19 protein-coding genes are annotated in these 15,775 nt (G+C 53.3%); 6 read left to right on the plus strand and 13 right to left on the minus strand.

Features of this window, described 5'->3' with window-relative positions:
- Nucleotides 1–30: 30 nt before the first annotated feature.
- Nucleotides 31–1,965, minus strand: coding sequence for an ATP-dependent zinc metalloprotease FtsH (ftsH, locus tag ACOQH0_RS20270; protein ID WP_010436002.1), 1,935 nt, complete (start codon nt 1,963–1,965; stop codon nt 31–33).
- A 102-nt stretch (nt 1,966–2,067) separates the two neighbouring features.
- Nucleotides 2,068–2,694, minus strand: coding sequence for a 23S rRNA (uridine(2552)-2'-O)-methyltransferase RlmE (gene rlmE / locus ACOQH0_RS20275; RefSeq protein WP_010436004.1), 627 nt, complete (start codon nt 2,692–2,694; stop codon nt 2,068–2,070).
- 127 nt (nt 2,695–2,821) lie between these two features.
- Here rlmE and yhbY point away from each other — a divergent pair, with 127 nt between their 5' ends.
- Entirely contained in the window at nt 2,822–3,115 is a 294-nt protein-coding gene (gene yhbY, locus ACOQH0_RS20280; RefSeq protein WP_003861814.1) for a ribosome assembly RNA-binding protein YhbY, read from the plus strand.
- A gap of 151 nt (nt 3,116–3,266) precedes the next feature.
- On the opposite strand, the gene greA is transcribed toward yhbY, so the two are convergent.
- Nucleotides 3,267–3,743: a transcription elongation factor GreA gene (greA, locus tag ACOQH0_RS20285; RefSeq protein WP_420985720.1), complete on the minus strand. Its 477-nt coding sequence runs from the start codon at nt 3,741–3,743 to the stop codon at nt 3,267–3,269.
- Between the two features lie 228 nt (nt 3,744–3,971).
- Here greA and dacB point away from each other — a divergent pair, with 228 nt between their 5' ends.
- The 3 genes from dacB to pmrB are packed head-to-tail and all read left to right on the plus strand — an operon-like array spanning nt 3,972 to nt 7,110.
- Nucleotides 3,972–5,405, plus strand: coding sequence for a serine-type D-Ala-D-Ala carboxypeptidase (gene dacB, locus ACOQH0_RS20290; protein ID WP_421511100.1), 1,434 nt, complete (start codon nt 3,972–3,974; stop codon nt 5,403–5,405).
- 2 nt (nt 5,406–5,407) lie between these two features.
- Nucleotides 5,408–6,070 (plus strand): two-component system response regulator PmrA, encoded by a 663-nt coding sequence (gene pmrA, locus ACOQH0_RS20295; protein WP_089597742.1) that lies wholly within the window; start codon nt 5,408–5,410, stop codon nt 6,068–6,070.
- On the plus strand, nt 6,067–7,110 hold the full coding sequence (gene pmrB / locus ACOQH0_RS20300) for a two-component system sensor histidine kinase PmrB (protein WP_421511101.1): 1,044 nt from the start codon (nt 6,067–6,069) through the stop codon (nt 7,108–7,110). Before pmrA ends, pmrB begins: the two co-directional genes overlap by 4 nt.
- A 33-nt stretch (nt 7,111–7,143) precedes the next feature.
- On the opposite strand, the gene cgtA is transcribed toward pmrB, so the two are convergent.
- From cgtA to rplU, 4 genes are all read right to left on the minus strand, one after another.
- Nucleotides 7,144–8,319: an Obg family GTPase CgtA gene (cgtA, locus tag ACOQH0_RS20305; RefSeq protein ID WP_029739622.1), complete on the minus strand. Its 1,176-nt coding sequence runs from the start codon at nt 8,317–8,319 to the stop codon at nt 7,144–7,146.
- Nucleotides 8,320–8,334: 15 nt separating this feature from the next.
- Nucleotides 8,335–9,300 carry a DMT family transporter gene (locus ACOQH0_RS20310; RefSeq protein WP_421511102.1) on the minus strand — a complete coding sequence of 322 codons (966 nt, stop codon included), beginning with the start codon at nt 9,298–9,300 and terminating at the stop codon, nt 8,335–8,337.
- A gap of 95 nt (nt 9,301–9,395) precedes the next feature.
- Nucleotides 9,396–9,653 carry a 50S ribosomal protein L27 gene (gene rpmA, locus ACOQH0_RS20315; RefSeq protein ID WP_004385076.1) on the minus strand — a complete coding sequence of 86 codons (258 nt, stop codon included), beginning with the start codon at nt 9,651–9,653 and terminating at the stop codon, nt 9,396–9,398.
- A 19-nt stretch (nt 9,654–9,672) separates the two neighbouring features.
- Entirely contained in the window at nt 9,673–9,984 is a 312-nt protein-coding gene (rplU, locus tag ACOQH0_RS20320) for a 50S ribosomal protein L21 (RefSeq protein WP_010436026.1), read from the minus strand.
- Between the two features lie 257 nt (nt 9,985–10,241).
- On the opposite strand from rplU, the gene ispB reads away from it, so the two are divergent.
- Together ispB and sfsB are read left to right on the plus strand one after the other, a co-directional pair.
- Nucleotides 10,242–11,213 carry an octaprenyl diphosphate synthase gene (gene ispB / locus ACOQH0_RS20325; RefSeq protein ID WP_421511103.1) on the plus strand — a complete coding sequence of 324 codons (972 nt, stop codon included), beginning with the start codon at nt 10,242–10,244 and terminating at the stop codon, nt 11,211–11,213.
- Nucleotides 11,214–11,442: 229 nt separating this feature from the next.
- Entirely contained in the window at nt 11,443–11,730 is a 288-nt protein-coding gene (gene sfsB, locus ACOQH0_RS20330) for a DNA-binding transcriptional regulator SfsB (protein WP_010436030.1), read from the plus strand.
- Between the two features lie 64 nt (nt 11,731–11,794).
- Here the strand turns inward: sfsB and murA are convergent, their stop codons facing one another.
- The 6 genes from murA to mlaE all read right to left on the minus strand — a co-directional run bounded on the left by murA (nt 11,795) and on the right by mlaE (nt 15,769).
- Entirely contained in the window at nt 11,795–13,054 is a 1,260-nt protein-coding gene (gene murA, locus ACOQH0_RS20335; protein WP_089597743.1) for a UDP-N-acetylglucosamine 1-carboxyvinyltransferase, read from the minus strand.
- Nucleotides 13,055–13,105: 51 nt separating this feature from the next.
- Nucleotides 13,106–13,360 carry a BolA family iron metabolism protein IbaG gene (gene ibaG / locus ACOQH0_RS20340; protein WP_010436035.1) on the minus strand — a complete coding sequence of 85 codons (255 nt, stop codon included), beginning with the start codon at nt 13,358–13,360 and terminating at the stop codon, nt 13,106–13,108.
- Between the two features lie 126 nt (nt 13,361–13,486).
- Nucleotides 13,487–13,780 carry a lipid asymmetry maintenance protein MlaB gene (gene mlaB / locus ACOQH0_RS20345; protein ID WP_010436037.1) on the minus strand — a complete coding sequence of 98 codons (294 nt, stop codon included), beginning with the start codon at nt 13,778–13,780 and terminating at the stop codon, nt 13,487–13,489.
- Nucleotides 13,780–14,415, minus strand: coding sequence for a phospholipid-binding protein MlaC (gene mlaC / locus ACOQH0_RS20350; protein ID WP_010436040.1), 636 nt, complete (start codon nt 14,413–14,415; stop codon nt 13,780–13,782). Before mlaC ends, mlaB begins: the two co-directional genes overlap by 1 nt.
- 18 nt (nt 14,416–14,433) lie before the next feature.
- Nucleotides 14,434–14,982, minus strand: coding sequence for an outer membrane lipid asymmetry maintenance protein MlaD (mlaD, locus tag ACOQH0_RS20355; RefSeq protein ID WP_010436042.1), 549 nt, complete (start codon nt 14,980–14,982; stop codon nt 14,434–14,436).
- 4 nt (nt 14,983–14,986) lie between these two features.
- Nucleotides 14,987–15,769 carry a lipid asymmetry maintenance ABC transporter permease subunit MlaE gene (mlaE, locus tag ACOQH0_RS20360; protein ID WP_010436044.1) on the minus strand — a complete coding sequence of 261 codons (783 nt, stop codon included), beginning with the start codon at nt 15,767–15,769 and terminating at the stop codon, nt 14,987–14,989.
- Nucleotides 15,770–15,775 lie beyond the last annotated feature (6 nt).

The following is a 15,775-nucleotide window of genomic DNA, read 5'->3' on the forward strand; positions in this document are numbered from 1 at the left end:
AGTACAGACAAACATTTCAACAGAAGAGACTTACTTGTCGCCCAACTGTTCTGACATGGTATTACCCGGGTTTGGCGTACGCGGTTCATCAACCGGGCGCGGCGCACGCGGGGTGCCATTATTGTCAGAATTGTTGGAAGCACCTGGATCTTCCCAGCCAGCTGGCGGACGCACTTCACGGCGTGCCATCAGGTCGTCAATCTGCGGTGCATCGATGGTCTCATATTTCATGAGCGCATCTTTCATCGAATGCAGGATATCCATATTGTCGTTCAGGATCTGGCGAGCACGTGCATAGTTACGCTCTACCAAAGATTTTACTTCCTGGTCGATGATACGTGCCGTCTCATCGGACATATGTTTCGCTTTAGCCACAGAACGGCCCAGGAACACTTCACCCTCTTCCTCTGCATACAGCAGCGGACCGAGTTTGTCGGAGAAGCCCCACTGCGTCACCATGTTACGTGCCAGGTTTGTCGCGACTTTGATGTCGTTGGACGCACCGGTAGAAACATGTTCAACACCATAGATAATCTCTTCTGCCAGACGACCGCCGTACAGGGTCGAGATCTGGCTTTCCAGCTTCTGACGGCTGGCGCTGATCGCGTCGCCTTCAGGCAGGAAGAAGGTCACACCCAGCGCGCGACCACGTGGGATAATCGTCACTTTATGAACCGGATCGTGTTCCGGTACCAGGCGACCGATAATCGCGTGACCTGCTTCGTGGTATGCCGTGGACTCTTTCTGCGCTTCCGTCATCACCATGGAGCGACGTTCCGCACCCATCATGATTTTGTCTTTCGCTTTCTCGAACTCCACCATGGACACCACGCGTTTGTTACCGCGAGCGGCAAACAGGGCAGCTTCGTTGACCAGGTTAGCCAGGTCCGCACCGGAGAAGCCCGGGGTACCGCGCGCAATAATTGCTGCGTCGATATCTGGCGCCAGCGGTACACGACGCATGTGGACTTTCAGAATCTGTTCACGACCACGAACATCCGGCAGACCCACCACGACCTGACGGTCGAAACGGCCTGGACGCAGCAGCGCTGGGTCAAGTACGTCCGGACGGTTAGTCGCCGCGATAACGATAATACCTTCGTTACCTTCGAAGCCGTCCATTTCAACCAGCATCTGGTTCAGCGTCTGCTCACGTTCATCATGACCACCGCCCAGACCTGCGCCACGCTGGCGGCCTACGGCGTCGATTTCATCGATGAAGATGATGCACGGTGCTGCCTTCTTGGCCTGTTCGAACATGTCACGCACACGAGATGCACCCACACCCACGAACATTTCTACGAAGTCAGAACCTGAAATAGTAAAGAACGGCACCTTCGCTTCACCCGCGATAGCTTTCGCCAGCAGGGTTTTACCGGTACCCGGAGGACCCACCATCAGAACGCCTTTCGGGATCTTACCGCCCAGTTTCTGGAAACGGCTCGGCTCACGCAGGTATTCAACCAGTTCGCCCACTTCTTCTTTTGCTTCGTCACAACCTGCAACGTCAGCAAACGTGGTCTTGATCTGATCTTCCGTCAGCATACGCGCTTTGCTCTTACCGAACGACATGGCACCTTTGCCACCGCCGCCCTGCATCTGACGCATAAAGAAGATCCAGACGCCGATAAGAAGCAGCATCGGGAACCAGGAAATGAAGATAGAAGCCAGCAGGCTTGGTTCTTCTGGCGGCTCGCCGACCACTTTGACGTTTTTAGTCAGAAGGTTATCGAGCAGCTTAGGATCGTTCACCGGGATGTAGGTCGTGTAACGGTTACTATCTTTCTTGGTAACGTTTATCTCACGTCCGTTGATACGCGCTTCGCGAACCTGGTCCTGATTGACCTCCTGCAGGAAGGTAGAATAATCCACCTTGCGGCCATTCGACTCGCTGGGCCCAAAGCTCTGGAATACTGACATCAGCACGACGGCAATGACCAGCCAGAGAATTAGGTTTTTCGCCATGTCACTCAAGGGATTAACCTCACATTACAACTGTGTTAAAAACAGCGTCAGGATACTCTATATCCAGTTTCATTCAAACTTTCGCCTGAAATCTACCGGTTATCATTTTCGCCCGGTCGCTACAATATACACTTCACGGGAACGCGCCCGGGAAGAGTCCGGCTTACGAACTTTAACCTTCGCAAACAGGGAGCGAATTTCCTTAAGGTACTCCTCGAAACCTTCGCCCTGAAACACCTTCACAACAAAACTACCACCAGGCGCTAGTACATCACGACACATTTCTAACGCTAGCTCCACCAGATACATGCCGCGGGGGATATCCACCGCCGGTGTTCCGCACATATTTGGTGCCATATCAGACATGACAACCTGGACCTTACTGTCACCCACACGTTCAAGTAACGCTTTTAGCACTAATTCATCACGAAAATCGCCCTGAAGGAAGTCGACACCGACGATGGGATCCATTGGTAAAAGATCGCATGCGATGATTCGACCCGCTCCGCCGATCTGCGTTACCGCATACTGGGACCATCCGCCAGGGGCAGCACCGAGGTCAACAACCGTCATCCCCGGTTTAAAAAGTTTGTCACTTTGCTGTATTTCATCAAGTTTAAACCAGGCGCGGGAACGTAACCCCTTTTTCTGCGCCTGCAGAACATATTTATCGCTAAAGTGTTCCTGAAGCCAGCGGCTGGAACTGGCAGAACGCTTTTTACCTGTCATTTAACTTTTCCGTCCGGGTTCATCGTTGCTTACCTTTGACGTAAATTTCTACGCTGCTATTTGGCGATATTAGGGAGATGGCGGTAGAATGAACCGTTTTCAATCCCAACGTAAGCAAAAATATACGATGAATCTGAGTACTAAACAAAAACAGCACCTTAAAGGTCTGGCACATCCGCTCAAGCCTGTAGTTATGCTTGGCAACAATGGTTTGACCGAAGGGGTGCTTGCCGAGATTGAACAAGCGCTGGAACACCACGAGCTGATCAAGGTGAAAATCGCCTCTGAAGACAGAGACACTAAAAACCTGATCGTGGAAGCCATCGTGCGCGAAACCGGCGCCTGTAATGTACAGGTCATCGGTAAAACGCTGGTGCTCTACCGCCCATCTAAAGAGCGCAAAATCTCGCTGCCACGTTAAGGATATCCCTAATCGAACACATTTTCTGTGTAAAACGAGGGATTTCTGTCAGCAGGTGAGCAAAATGCCACGCTCCTTGAGTTGTTAAAAGGCCGCTATGCGGCCTTTTTCTTTTCTTTACAATGTATCAACATCTCAGTGGAGAAGCGAATTACAGGTACTCGACCTTAATAATTTCGTATTCCACTTCACCACCTGGGGTACGGATCACGACTACATCGTCTTGCTCTTTGCCAATCAGGCCACGCGCGATGGGTGAGTTCACTGAAATCAGGTTCTGCTTAAAGTCAGCCTCATCGTCACCCACGATGCGGTAGGTCTGCTCTTCGTCGTTGTCCAGATTCAGGACGCTCACGGTACAACCAAAGATCACGCGGCCATTGTTTGGCATCTTAGTGATGTCGATCACCTGCGCATTAGACAGCTTTGCTTCGATGTCTTTAATACGCCCTTCACAGAAGCCCTGCTGCTCACGCGCCGCATGGTATTCAGCGTTCTCTTTCAGGTCGCCATGCTCGCGCGCATCCGCGATAGCGGCGATGATTTCAGGGCGACGCACGGATTTCAGGAAATCCAGCTCTTCGCGCAGTTTTTCGGCACCACGTAAGGTCATCGGAATAGCTTGCATTTGTTATACCTCTTAAACATTCCTGTTGGGAGCAGTGTTCCCTGCTCCTGCCCCCCTAAGCGGGCAAGAAGCAAAAAGAAAACCGACCCGGGAGCAACGCCCCAGGTCAGCAGCAATTTTTCAATTTGATACGCATTTTACCGCGAAGTTCACTATGGGTCATCGTTTACTTTGCAGTGCTATGCACCGTAGTATGACGGTTTGTTTTCGGGTTGTTAGCGCGAGATTATGCGATTTTCCAGTTTTATCATCGGATTGACTACCAGTATGGCGTTCGCCGCTCAGGCCGCGAACGTTGATGAGTACATTAATCAGCTGCCCGCAGGCGCTAATCTTGCGCTAATGGTGCAGAAGGTTGGCGCCCAGGCCCCTGACATTGACTTTCACAGTCAACAGATGGCGCTGCCTGCCAGTACCCAGAAGGTGATCACTGCGCTCGCCGCCCTGCTTCAGCTTGGCCCTGACTTCCGGTTTACTACCACGCTTGAAACCAAAGGTAACGTCGAAGGGGGCGAACTGAAAGGCGATCTGATTGCCCGCTTTGGGGGTGATCCAACCTTCAAGCGCCAGGATATCCGCAATATGGTGGTGGTGCTGAAAAAATCCGGCGTGACAAAAATCGATGGCAACGTGCTGATCGATACCTCCATTTTCGCCAGCCACGATAAAGCGCCTGGCTGGCCGTGGAATGACATGACGCAGTGCTTTAGCGCCCCGCCTGCTGCGGCCATCGTTGACCGTAACTGCTTCTCCGTGTCGCTCTACAGCGCCCCCAAGCCGGATGATTTAGCCTTTATCCGCGTAGCGTCCTATTACCCGGTCACGATGTTCAGCCAGGTACGCACATTAGCAAAAGGATCGCCGGATGCGCAGTATTGCGAACTTGACGTCGTGCCGGGCGATCTTAACCGTTTCACTCTCACCGGCTGCCTGACGCAGCGTGCCGATCCGTTGCCGCTGGCCTTCGCCATTCAGGACGGAGCGGGTTATGCGGGTGCGATACTGAAAGACGAACTGAAACAGGCTGGCATCACCTATTCTGGCTCACTGATGCGTCAGACACAGGTTAATCAACCGGGTACCGTCATCGCCAGCAAGCAGTCTGCGCCACTACATGACCTGCTTAGGATTATGCTGAAAAAGTCAGATAACATGATTGCTGACACCGTGTTCCGCATGATTGGTCACGCCCGTTTCGGCGTACCCGGTACCTGGCGTGCGGGGTCAGACGCCGTTCGTCAGATCCTGCGCCAGCAGGCGGGGATCGATCTTGGTAATACCATCGCCGTCGATGGCTCCGGGTTATCGCGTCACAATCTGATCTCCCCAGCCACCATGATGCAAGTGCTTCAGTACATTGCCCAACATGACACTGAGCTAAACTTTATTTCGATGCTGCCACTTGCCGGGCATGACGGTTCGCTTCAGTATCGGGCAGGGCTTCATGCTGCGGGTGTTGATGGCAAAGTGTCAGCGAAAACAGGTTCGCTGCAGGGGGTTTATAACCTTGCAGGCTTTATCACCACAGCCAGCGGACAACGCATGGCATTCGTGCAGTATCTTTCCGGCTATGCCGTCGAACCGACCGATCAGCGTAATCGCCGTATTCCACTGGTGCGCTTCGAAAGCAGGCTATACAAGGACATCTACCAGAATAACTAACGATGAAACTACTCATAGTTGAAGACGATTTGTTATTGCAGGAAGGGTTGGCGCTCGCGCTGGCGAATGAAGGATACGCGCTCGATTGCGCCGCTACGGCGGCAGAAGCCGATGCGCTGATCCAGAGCGGTGAATATAGCCTGGTGATCCTCGATTTAGGTTTACCGGATAAAGACGGCGCGACGCTGCTCAGCCAGTGGCGCCGCCGTGGCGTTGAAAATCCCGTGCTGATCCTCACGGCGCGCGATGCCATTGAAGACCGCATTCACGGTCTGGACGCCGGTGCGGATGATTATCTGGTTAAACCTTTTGCCCTCGCAGAACTTCAGGCGCGTGTGCGGGCACTGATCCGCCGCTATCAGGGACACAGCGATAACATGCTGACCGATGGTGATATTACGCTGAATCTTCAGACGCAGCAGGTGTTGCGTAAGTCCCAGCCTGTCGAAGTGACCCCAAAAGAATTTGCCCTCCTGACGCGTCTCATCATGCGGAGCGGTCAAACAGTACATCGCGAGACGCTGCAGCAGGATATCTACTCCTGGCAGGACGATCCGGGTTCAAATACCCTTGAAGTTCATATTCACAATCTGCGCCGCAAGCTCGGCAAAGAACGGATCAAAACAGTCCGTGGCGTTGGATACCGCCTGGAGAGCCAGAAATGAACAGTATGCGTCGGCGATTAATGGTTTTGCTGGCGATTATCTTGCTGTTTTTTCAGTTAATAAGCGTCATCTGGTTATGGCATGAAAGCCGTGAACAGATTGGCTTTCTGGTGAATGAAACACTCTCGGCGAAAGCACGTAACAAGCACGTTGAGAAAGAGATCCGTGAAGCGATTGCGTCGCTGCTGGTCCCTTCTCTGGTGATGGTCGGTTTTACCCTGCTCTTCTCCTTCTGGGCGGTGACCTGGATAACCCGGCCGCTTAACAAATTACGGGCCAGCCTGGCCAACCGGTCAGCCGACAATCTGACGCCGCTGCCCATGTATTCCGATATGGAAGAAATTGGCGCAGTGACGACATCGCTAAACCAACTGCTGGCGCGTCTTGATCACACCCTACAGCAGGAGCGTCTTTTCACCGCTGATGCCGCACACGAGCTACGCACACCGCTTGCCGGGATTCGGTTACATCTGGAATTAATGGCCCAGTCTGGCTCACCACAAGCCACCACGTTGATTAGTCGTATCGATCAGTTGATGCACACCGTTGAGCAACTGCTCATGCTGGCGCGAGCCGGACAGGCGATGGCAAGCGGTCACTACGATACCGTCAACTGGACAGAGAATATTATTGCGCCGCTGGGTCTTGAGCTCGAAGCCAAAGACCATACGGTGATATGGCCCGCTAAAAGCACGCTTACCGTGCAGGGAGACGCCGTACTCCTGCGCCTGATGCTCAGAAATTTGCTGGAGAATGCCGCCCGCTATAGCCCAACGGGGACGACCATCGAAGTGAAATTAGTGGAAATTGACGGCGGAACGCAGGTCAGCGTGGTGGATCAGGGCCCCGGAATCGATGAGGCACATCGACAGTCCATTACCGAGCCTTTCCGTCGGCTCGACCAGCGCTACGGTGGCAGCGGCCTGGGGCTGAGTATTGTTCAGCGTATCGTTCAACTCCACCATGGTAATTTAATGCTGGAGAACGGCGCTGAGGGCGGCTTAATCGCCAGCTGCTGGTTGCCGTCGACGTTAGGATAAAAAAAAGCCCCTTAGCGGGGCTTCTTTCAGGTATTAATGCTTGTAGATGAACTCAACGCCTTCTTCGTCGTCTTCATCCCAGTCATCGTCCCAGTCTTCATCATCGTCTTCCGCTTCCAGCTCTTCGAGCTGCTGACGGTGGTAGTCATCCCACATGAATTCGACTTTTTCAGGCTGTTTCGCCTCTTCCGCCTGAACGATTGGGTTCTCGATGATAAAGGTCATCACATCCCAGCAGAGATCTTTCACGCCAACCTGGCTTGCCGCAGAGATCAGGTAATATTTATCTTCCCAACCCATCGCTTCAGCAATGGCTTTCGCTTTTGCTTCAGCTTCGGCTTTATCCATCAGGTCGATCTTGTTGAAGACCAGCCAGCGTGGCTTACCTGCGAGTTTTTCGCTGTATTTTTCCAGTTCGCCAATGATGATACGGGCGTTTTCGACCGGATCGGACTCATCGATTGGATTAATATCAACGATGTGCAGCAATACGCGGCAGCGCTCAAGGTGTTTCAGGAAGCGAATACCCAGTCCTGCGCCTTCTGCTGCGCCCTCGATCAAACCAGGGATATCAGCGACAACAAAGCTCTTTTCGTGGTCCATACGGACAACGCCCAGGCTTGGCACCAGCGTCGTAAACGGATAATCCGCCACTTTTGGCTTAGCGGCTGATACAGCACGGATAAACGTCGATTTACCGGCGTTAGGCATACCCAGCATACCGACGTCAGCCAGCAGCATCAGTTCCAGCTGCAGCTCGCGCGTATCGCCCGGTGTCCCCATGGTTTTCTGACGCGGAGCACGGTTAACCGATGACTTAAAACGGCTGTTACCCAGACCGTGCCAGCCACCTTTAGCAACCAGCAGGCGCTGACCGTGTTTGGTCATATCACCCATGGTTTCACCGGTGCCCTGGTCAATCACACGCGTACCGACCGGAACCTTGATGTTGACGTCTTTACCACGTTTACCCGTACAGTCACGGCTCTGGCCGTTCTGGCCGCGCTCGGCACGGAAAGATTTTTCGAAACGGTAGTCGATCAGCGTGTTGAGGTTTTCATCCGCCTCCAGCCACACGTCACCACCATCGCCACCGTCACCGCCGTCAGGGCCGCCACGAGGAATATATTTTTCACGGCGGAAGCTTACACAACCGTTACCGCCATCACCTGCCACGACCAGAATCGTCGCTTCATCAACAAACTTCATTTTACTCTCCGTAACTCATTCGCCTGAGCGGGGGACTACTACGACCGCTTCATTTTTGCGCCAACGCCCCCAGAGACGATGACCAATGGCGGAATACATCGCACCCGCAACCACGACAAACGCACCGAGATAACCCAACAAGTTGAGCATCGGCTTGACGAAGACATCGGGCCAGGCCATTGATAACAAATCTGAAAATAACAGCGTAAACAGCGGAGTCAGCGTGATTAACGCACTGACCTGCGCTGCCTGCCAGCGCGCCATTGCCTCAGCCAGCGCGCCATAACCGACCAGCGTATTAAGCCCACAAAAGATGAGGCACGCCAGTTGCCAGTCGCTAAGCTGAGTAATCGCACCCGGCTTTGCTAACGGCAGTAATGCTATTGTACACAAAGTGTACAATAAAAGGAGGATCTGCGGTGAGGCCAGACGACGCAATAACACCTTTTGTGCGACGCCATAACTCACCCAGACCGTTGCTGCCCCGACACCGAAAATCACACCCCAGGTGTAATCCGTCAGGCGGGTGAAAATCTCAACCAGGCTGGTGTTGAAAAACATCACCAGACCACAGAGCAGCATGCTCGCCCCGATAATCTGCGTTCCGCGCATCTTCTCCTTGAGGATAAAGACGCTGGCGACCATCATGCCGACCGGTGAAAGCTGGCCGATCACCTGCGACGCCGTGGGGCTGAGGTATTGCAGGGAGGAGCTAAACAGGATGAAGTTACCGAACAGACCGCCCGTCGCAATAGCCAGTAAAACCAGCCAGCGCGGCTTTCGGAAGAGACGCAGCGGTGGAAGCTTACCTTTGATCGCCAGAATGGCACCGAGGCCTATGCTTGCCATCAGGAAGCGATAAAACACTACCGTCGGCGGCTCCATCACGTCCAGTACCTGCTTCATTGCAATTGGCAGTGCACCCCAGCACATTGCGGTGGTGAGCGCCAAAAGAATACCTATGCCGGCCTGCTGCTTCATGCCCGTTTTCCCTACAGAAAATTTTCCGGGTTTCCAATGTAAAAAGCCCCGCAACACGTTGCGGGGCTTTAATCCGTTACCGGACCGAGAAAACCTTACTCAGCAACGATGCTGATGTATTTACGGTTGTTCGGGCCTTTAACTTCAAATTTCACTTTACCGTCTGCTTTAGCAAACAGAGTGTGGTCACGACCGCAACCTACGTTGTTGCCAGCGTGGAATTTGGTACCACGTTGACGAACGATGATGCTACCCGCCAGAACGGATTCGCCACCGAAACGCTTAACGCCAAGGCGTTTAGCTTCTGAATCGCGACCGTTACGTGTGGAGCCGCCAGCCTTTTTATGTGCCATTTAAATCTCTCCTCAGGTCTTAGGCGCTGATGCCAGTAATTTTCACATCAGTGAACCACTGACGGTGGCCCTGCTGCTTACGGTAGTGCTTACGACGACGAAACTTAACGATTTTAACTTTCTCGCCACGACCGTGTGCAACAACTTCAGCTTTGATCACGCCGCCATCAACGAAAGGAACGCCGATTTTGACTTCTTCACCGTTTGCGATCATCAGAACTTCAGCGAATTCAACAGATTCGCCAGTTGCGATGTCCAGCTTTTCCAGGCGAATGGTCTGACCTTCGCTTACTCGGTGTTGTTTACCACCACTTTGGAAAACCGCGTACATATAAACTCCGCTTCCGCGCACATCCTCGTATGAATCAGAGTGCGCTATAAATATTCACAATAGGGCGCGAATATTACGCAAAACGCGAGCCTTTGACAAGTGCTACCATCAATACATGAAGAAAAAAAACACAACACGTACGGTAACGTTTATCTGAGCCGTTTTTTCAGTACAATCAGCGATACTATTGATAAACCGAAACCCTTTGTGAACCCACACTCCGTGGGATAAACAGGATAAAAAGCCCGGCTTTTGCGATGAATTTAGAAAAAATCAACGAGTTAACCGCGCAAGATATGGCGGGTGTGAATGCAGCAATCCTGGAGCAACTCAACTCTGATGTTCAGCTGATCAATCAGTTGGGCTATTACATCGTTAGCGGCGGCGGTAAACGCATTCGCCCGATGATTGCCATTCTGGCCGCTCGCGCCGTTGGCTATCAGGGAAATGCCCACGTCACGATTGCGGCCCTGATCGAATTTATCCACACAGCCACGCTGCTGCATGATGACGTGGTGGATGAATCAGACATGCGCCGTGGCAAAGCAACCGCGAACGCAGCATTTGGCAACGCAGCCAGCGTTCTGGTGGGGGATTTCATCTATACCCGTGCTTTCCAGATGATGACCAGCCTCGGCTCGCTGAAAGTGCTGGAAGTGATGTCTGAAGCGGTAAACGTTATCGCTGAAGGTGAAGTCCTGCAGTTGATGAACGTTAACGACCCGGATATCACCGAAGAAAACTACATGCGCGTGATTTACAGCAAGACGGCGCGCCTGTTTGAAGCGGCGGCGCAATGCTCTGGCATCCTTGCTGGCTGCACTGAAGCCCAGGAAAAAGGGCTTCAGGATTATGGCCGTTATCTGGGGACTGCCTTCCAGCTGATCGATGATTTGCTGGACTACAGTGCCGATGGCGAAACGCTCGGCAAAAACGTTGGGGATGACCTGAACGAAGGTAAACCAACGCTGCCGCTGCTCCATGCAATGCGTCACGGAACCCCCGAGCAGGCGAAACTGATCCGTGAAGCGATCGAGCAAGGAAATGGTCGCCATCTTCTGGAACCTGTACTGGAAACAATGGCACTCTGCGGATCGCTGGAATGGACGCGTCAGCGTGCTGAAGAAGAGGCAGATAAAGCCATCGAAGCACTTCAGGTGATTCCGGGCAGCCCGTGGCGTGATGCGCTGATTGGCCTTGCCCATATCGCCGTTCAACGCGATCGTTAATCCTTCCCCCTTCTCCCCGTGGCTACACGGGGAGATTCTAATAAGCACCAATAAATTCCATAACCATGTTAAATCATCGGCTTACATCCCGCATGAATAAAGCCATGTCATATTCTGAATATTGCTTCCAGTAACGCGAACTTTTTAGAACACATGTTCGAAGAAGGTATAGTAGCCCTGTCATTTCAGAAGAAATGGCGTGGGTGAAAACGAACACAAGGACAGCTTTATGGATATGAAACTGATCGACTGGCACTCAGCGGATATTATTGCGGCACTGCGCAAAAAAGGGACATCACTGGCGGCGGAATCGCGCCGTAACGGGTTGAGTTCATCGACGCTGGCAAACGCACTGACTCGCCCGTGGCCGAAGGGAGAATTGATTATTGCGACGGCGCTGGAAACGCACCCGTGGATCATCTGGCCGTCACGCTATCACGACCCCATAACTCACGAATTTATCGACAGAACGCGCACGATGCGCCAGAAGAAGTTGCAGAAGGAGCAGTCGAAGTAACACTGCAAATTTGACAGCATCAGCAATCCCCCGGCCTTTACAGGCCAGGGGGGTGCAAGAACGATTACTCGCCTTTCACACGCTCGATATTTGCACCCAGCGCGCGCAGTTTGTCTTCGATACGCTCATAGCCACGATCGATGTGGTAGATACGGTCAACAACGGTCGTCCCTTCCGCGATACACCCAGCCAGCACCAGGCTTGCAGACGCACGAAGATCGGTTGCCATCACCTGCGCACCAGACAGTTTTTCCACGCCGTGGCAAATGACCGTGTTGCTTTCGATCTCAGCGTGTGCGCCCATACGGATGAGTTCCGGTACGTGCATAAAGCGGTTCTCGAAGATGGTTTCAGTGATGAAGCCAGTGCCTTCAGCAACCAGGTTTAACAGCGTAAACTGAGCCTGCATGTCCGTCGGGAACGCAGGATGCGGTGCAGTACGCACATTGACGGCTTTTGGACGCTGGCCGTGCATATCAAGGCTGATCCAGTCTTCGCCGATTTCGATATCCGCACCCGCATCGCGCAGTTTAGCCAGCACCGCATCCAGGGTATCAGGCTGTGCGTTGCGACAAACAATCTTACCGCCAGAGATCGCCGCAGCGACCAGGAAAGTACCGGTTTCGATACGGTCCGGCAGAACGCGATAAACACCGCCGCCAAGGCGTTCAACGCCTTCGATGGTGATACGGTCAGTGCCCTGGCCGGAAATCTTCGCACCCAGCGCCACGAGGAAGTTTGCGGTATCCACAATTTCCGGTTCACGTGCGGCGTTTTCGATGATGGTCGTGCCTTCTGCCAGCGTCGCCGCAGACATAATGGTGACGGTAGCGCCCACGCTCACTTTGTCCATGACAATGTGTGCACCTTTCAGACGACCGTTAACGGACGCCTTGACGTAACCTTCTTCCAGTTTGATCTCCGCGCCCAGTTTCTCCAGGCCAAAGATGTGCAGGTCAACCGGACGCGCACCGATGGCGCAGCCGCCCGGCAGTGATACCTGACCCTGACCAAAACGCGCCACCAGCGGGCCAAGCGCCCAGATGGATGCGCGCATGGTTTTCACCAGATCGTATGGCGCAGAGAAGTTGTTCACGTTGCTGGCGTCGATCCAGACGGAGCCGTTACGCTCGACTTTCGTGCCCAACTGGGTGAGCAACTTCATGGTGGTGTCGATATCTTTCAGCTTAGGTACGTTCTGAATTTCTACCGGCTCTTCCGCGAGCAATGCAGCAAAGAGGATGGGCAGCGCAGCGTTTTTTGCGCCAGAAATTGTGACTTCGCCCTGGAGACGCGTTGGCCCCTGTACACGAAATTTGTCCATGTAATTGCTCTCTTATAAATTCAACCGTGCTGCGGGCGTCTCGCCCTCAGCTCAAAAACCGTTTAGTTTGCGATCGCGTGCCCACTCTTGCGGGGTGAACGCTTTAATCGACAGGGCGTGGATGCGGTTATCCGCAATGTATTCCATCAGCGGCGCATAGACAGCCTGCTGTTTCTTCACACGACTCATCCCGTCAAAGATCTCACCCACAGCAATAACCTGGAAGTGACTGCCATCGCCTGAGACGTGGACTTCCTGAAGGGTGAGTGCATTCATCAGCACTGCCTGGATTTCATTATTTTCCATGGGGTCTATATCATCTGATAGTGAAAACAAGCCCAACATCTTAGAGCAAAGTGGCGTCGTCTTAAACAAGCAAAAAGCCCCGACGATGAAACTGTCAGGGCTTTCAGAAGTAACGCACTGAAAATATTAGTGCGGTAAAACGTCCTGAGGCAGGTTATAAAGCTGCGCCAGGGTCATGACGTTATCGCTCGCGCCGTGAAGCCTGACGCTTGCTCCCTGCGTTTTACCCACTGCGATCAGATGGGTGAGCAGCGCAACACCCGCCGTATCGACCCGCGAGACATCGCTTAAATCAATCAGCGTCACGCCCTGCATGGCTTCGTGGCGTTTATCCCACAGCGGGTTCAGCAGATCCTGATCGAGCTCACCAGACAGCTTTAACGTCTCGCCTTCACGCGACCAGCTCAGTTGCTGCGACATTACTTTTTCTCGTCCAGGGTAATTTTCTGACGAGAGATAGACTGCAGCTGTGCGGTCAGGCCATCAATGCCTTTCGTGCGCAGCAGGTCGCTCCACTCGTTCTGTTTGGTGGTGATCATGCTCACCCCTTCGGCAATCATGTCATACGCCTGCCAGTTTCCAGTCTGGCTGTTTTTACGCCACTGGAAGTCCAGACGAACCGGCGGACGGCCGTTAGGATCGTTAATCGTCACGCGGATAGGCACGATGGTGGCATCGCCCAGCGGCTGTTCAGGCGCAATCTGGTAGGTCTGGCCGTGGTACATGGCCAGCGCCTGGCCGTAAGCCTGTTTCAGGTATTCACGGAACGCAGCAAAGTAAGCCTCACGCTGTGCAGGGGTCGCATCTTTGTAGTAACGGCCCAGCACCAGCGCGCCTGCATATTTGATCTGCACATACGGCAACAGTTCCTGATCGACCACATCACGCAGGTAATCAGGATTAGCACGAATCTTCGGCTGTTCGTTTTTAAGACGATCGAAGGTTTTCTTCGCGGCCGCGTCCATCTGTTTGTACGGGTTGCTCTGATCTGCAGCCTGTGCCGCAGTGAGAGGGGCAATGACCAACATGGCAACCATTAGCAGTCGTTTAAACATGAATGACTTCTCCTGAAATTAATTCGCAGCACCAGGGGTTGGCGCAACATTGGTAGGGTCTTCACTCTGCGCAGGGGCAGCGTCAGACTTTTTATCATCCCCTTTACTGTTGTAAAGGAACTGACCAATCATATCTTCCAGCACCATCGCGGACTTCGTATCCTGGATCACGCTCCCGTCTTTAAGGATAGTCGTTCCCAGCTCAGGATCTTCAAAGCCAACGTTAAGTGCCAGATATTGTTCGCCAAGCAGACCGGAGGTACGGATGGAGAGCGAGCTGGTATCAGGAATGTGGTTATAACGCTCTTCAATATCCATCGCTACGCGCGGCAGATAGGTTTTCTCATCCAGCGTAATGTCTGATACGCGTCCAATCACCACGCCGCCAATACGGACCGGTGAGCGCGCCTTCAGGCCACCGATGTTATCGAAGGTGGCATAAACGCGATACGTCGGCTCGGTGCGGACAGAGGTGATATCCGCCGCTCTCAGGCAGATAAACAGGGCTGCCAGCAGCGCCAGTAACAGGAATACGCCAACCCAAATTTCATTTTTTCTCGTTTGCATGAACTCAATTCCCAAACATCAGTGCGGTGAGCACAAAATCCAGACCCAGTACGGCCAGCGACGAATGAACGACGGTACGTGTCGTTGCACGGCTGATGCCTGCCGAGGTTGGAATAGCATCATACCCGTTGAATAACGCAATCCAGGTGACCGTAATGGCAAAGACCACGCTCTTGATTAGACAGTTCACAAGATCCATCCGCAGGTCGATGGCGTCCTGCATCGCGGACCAGAAGAAACCGGCATCAATACCTTTCCAGTGCACGCCGACTAACGACCCACCCCAGATACCGACCGCCACAAAGAGGATAGTCAGCAGCGGTAACGAAATCACACCCGCCCAAAAACGCGGTGAGATGACGCGACGCAGCGGATCGACCGCCATCATTTCCATACTGGAAAGTTGCTCGGTGGCGCGCATCAATCCGATTTCTGCCGTTAAGGCAGAGCCCGCGCGTCCGGCGAACAGCAGCGCAGCAACAACCGGCCCCAGCTCACGCAGTAGCGAGAGCGCCACCAGCATTCCGAGGCTGGTTTCCGCACTGTAGGTTGTCAGCACCAGGTAGCCTTGCAGCCCAAGCACCATACCAATAAACAGACCGGACACGATGATGATCAGCATCGACAACACGCCGACATTATAAAGTTGCCGCACCAGCAAAGGCGCATGCTTGCGGAATTCCGGTTTGCCGACCAGCGCGTTGAATAACATCAATCCGGCACGCCCGAACGTCCTGATGGTTTTTATGCCACGGTGTCCGAGCGCAGCCAACGCATTTAACAGCATGAGTGG

This window comes from Enterobacter sp. JS8-1 (genome assembly GCF_049187015.1).
Classification (GTDB): Bacteria; Pseudomonadota; Gammaproteobacteria; order Enterobacterales; family Enterobacteriaceae; genus Enterobacter; species Enterobacter mori.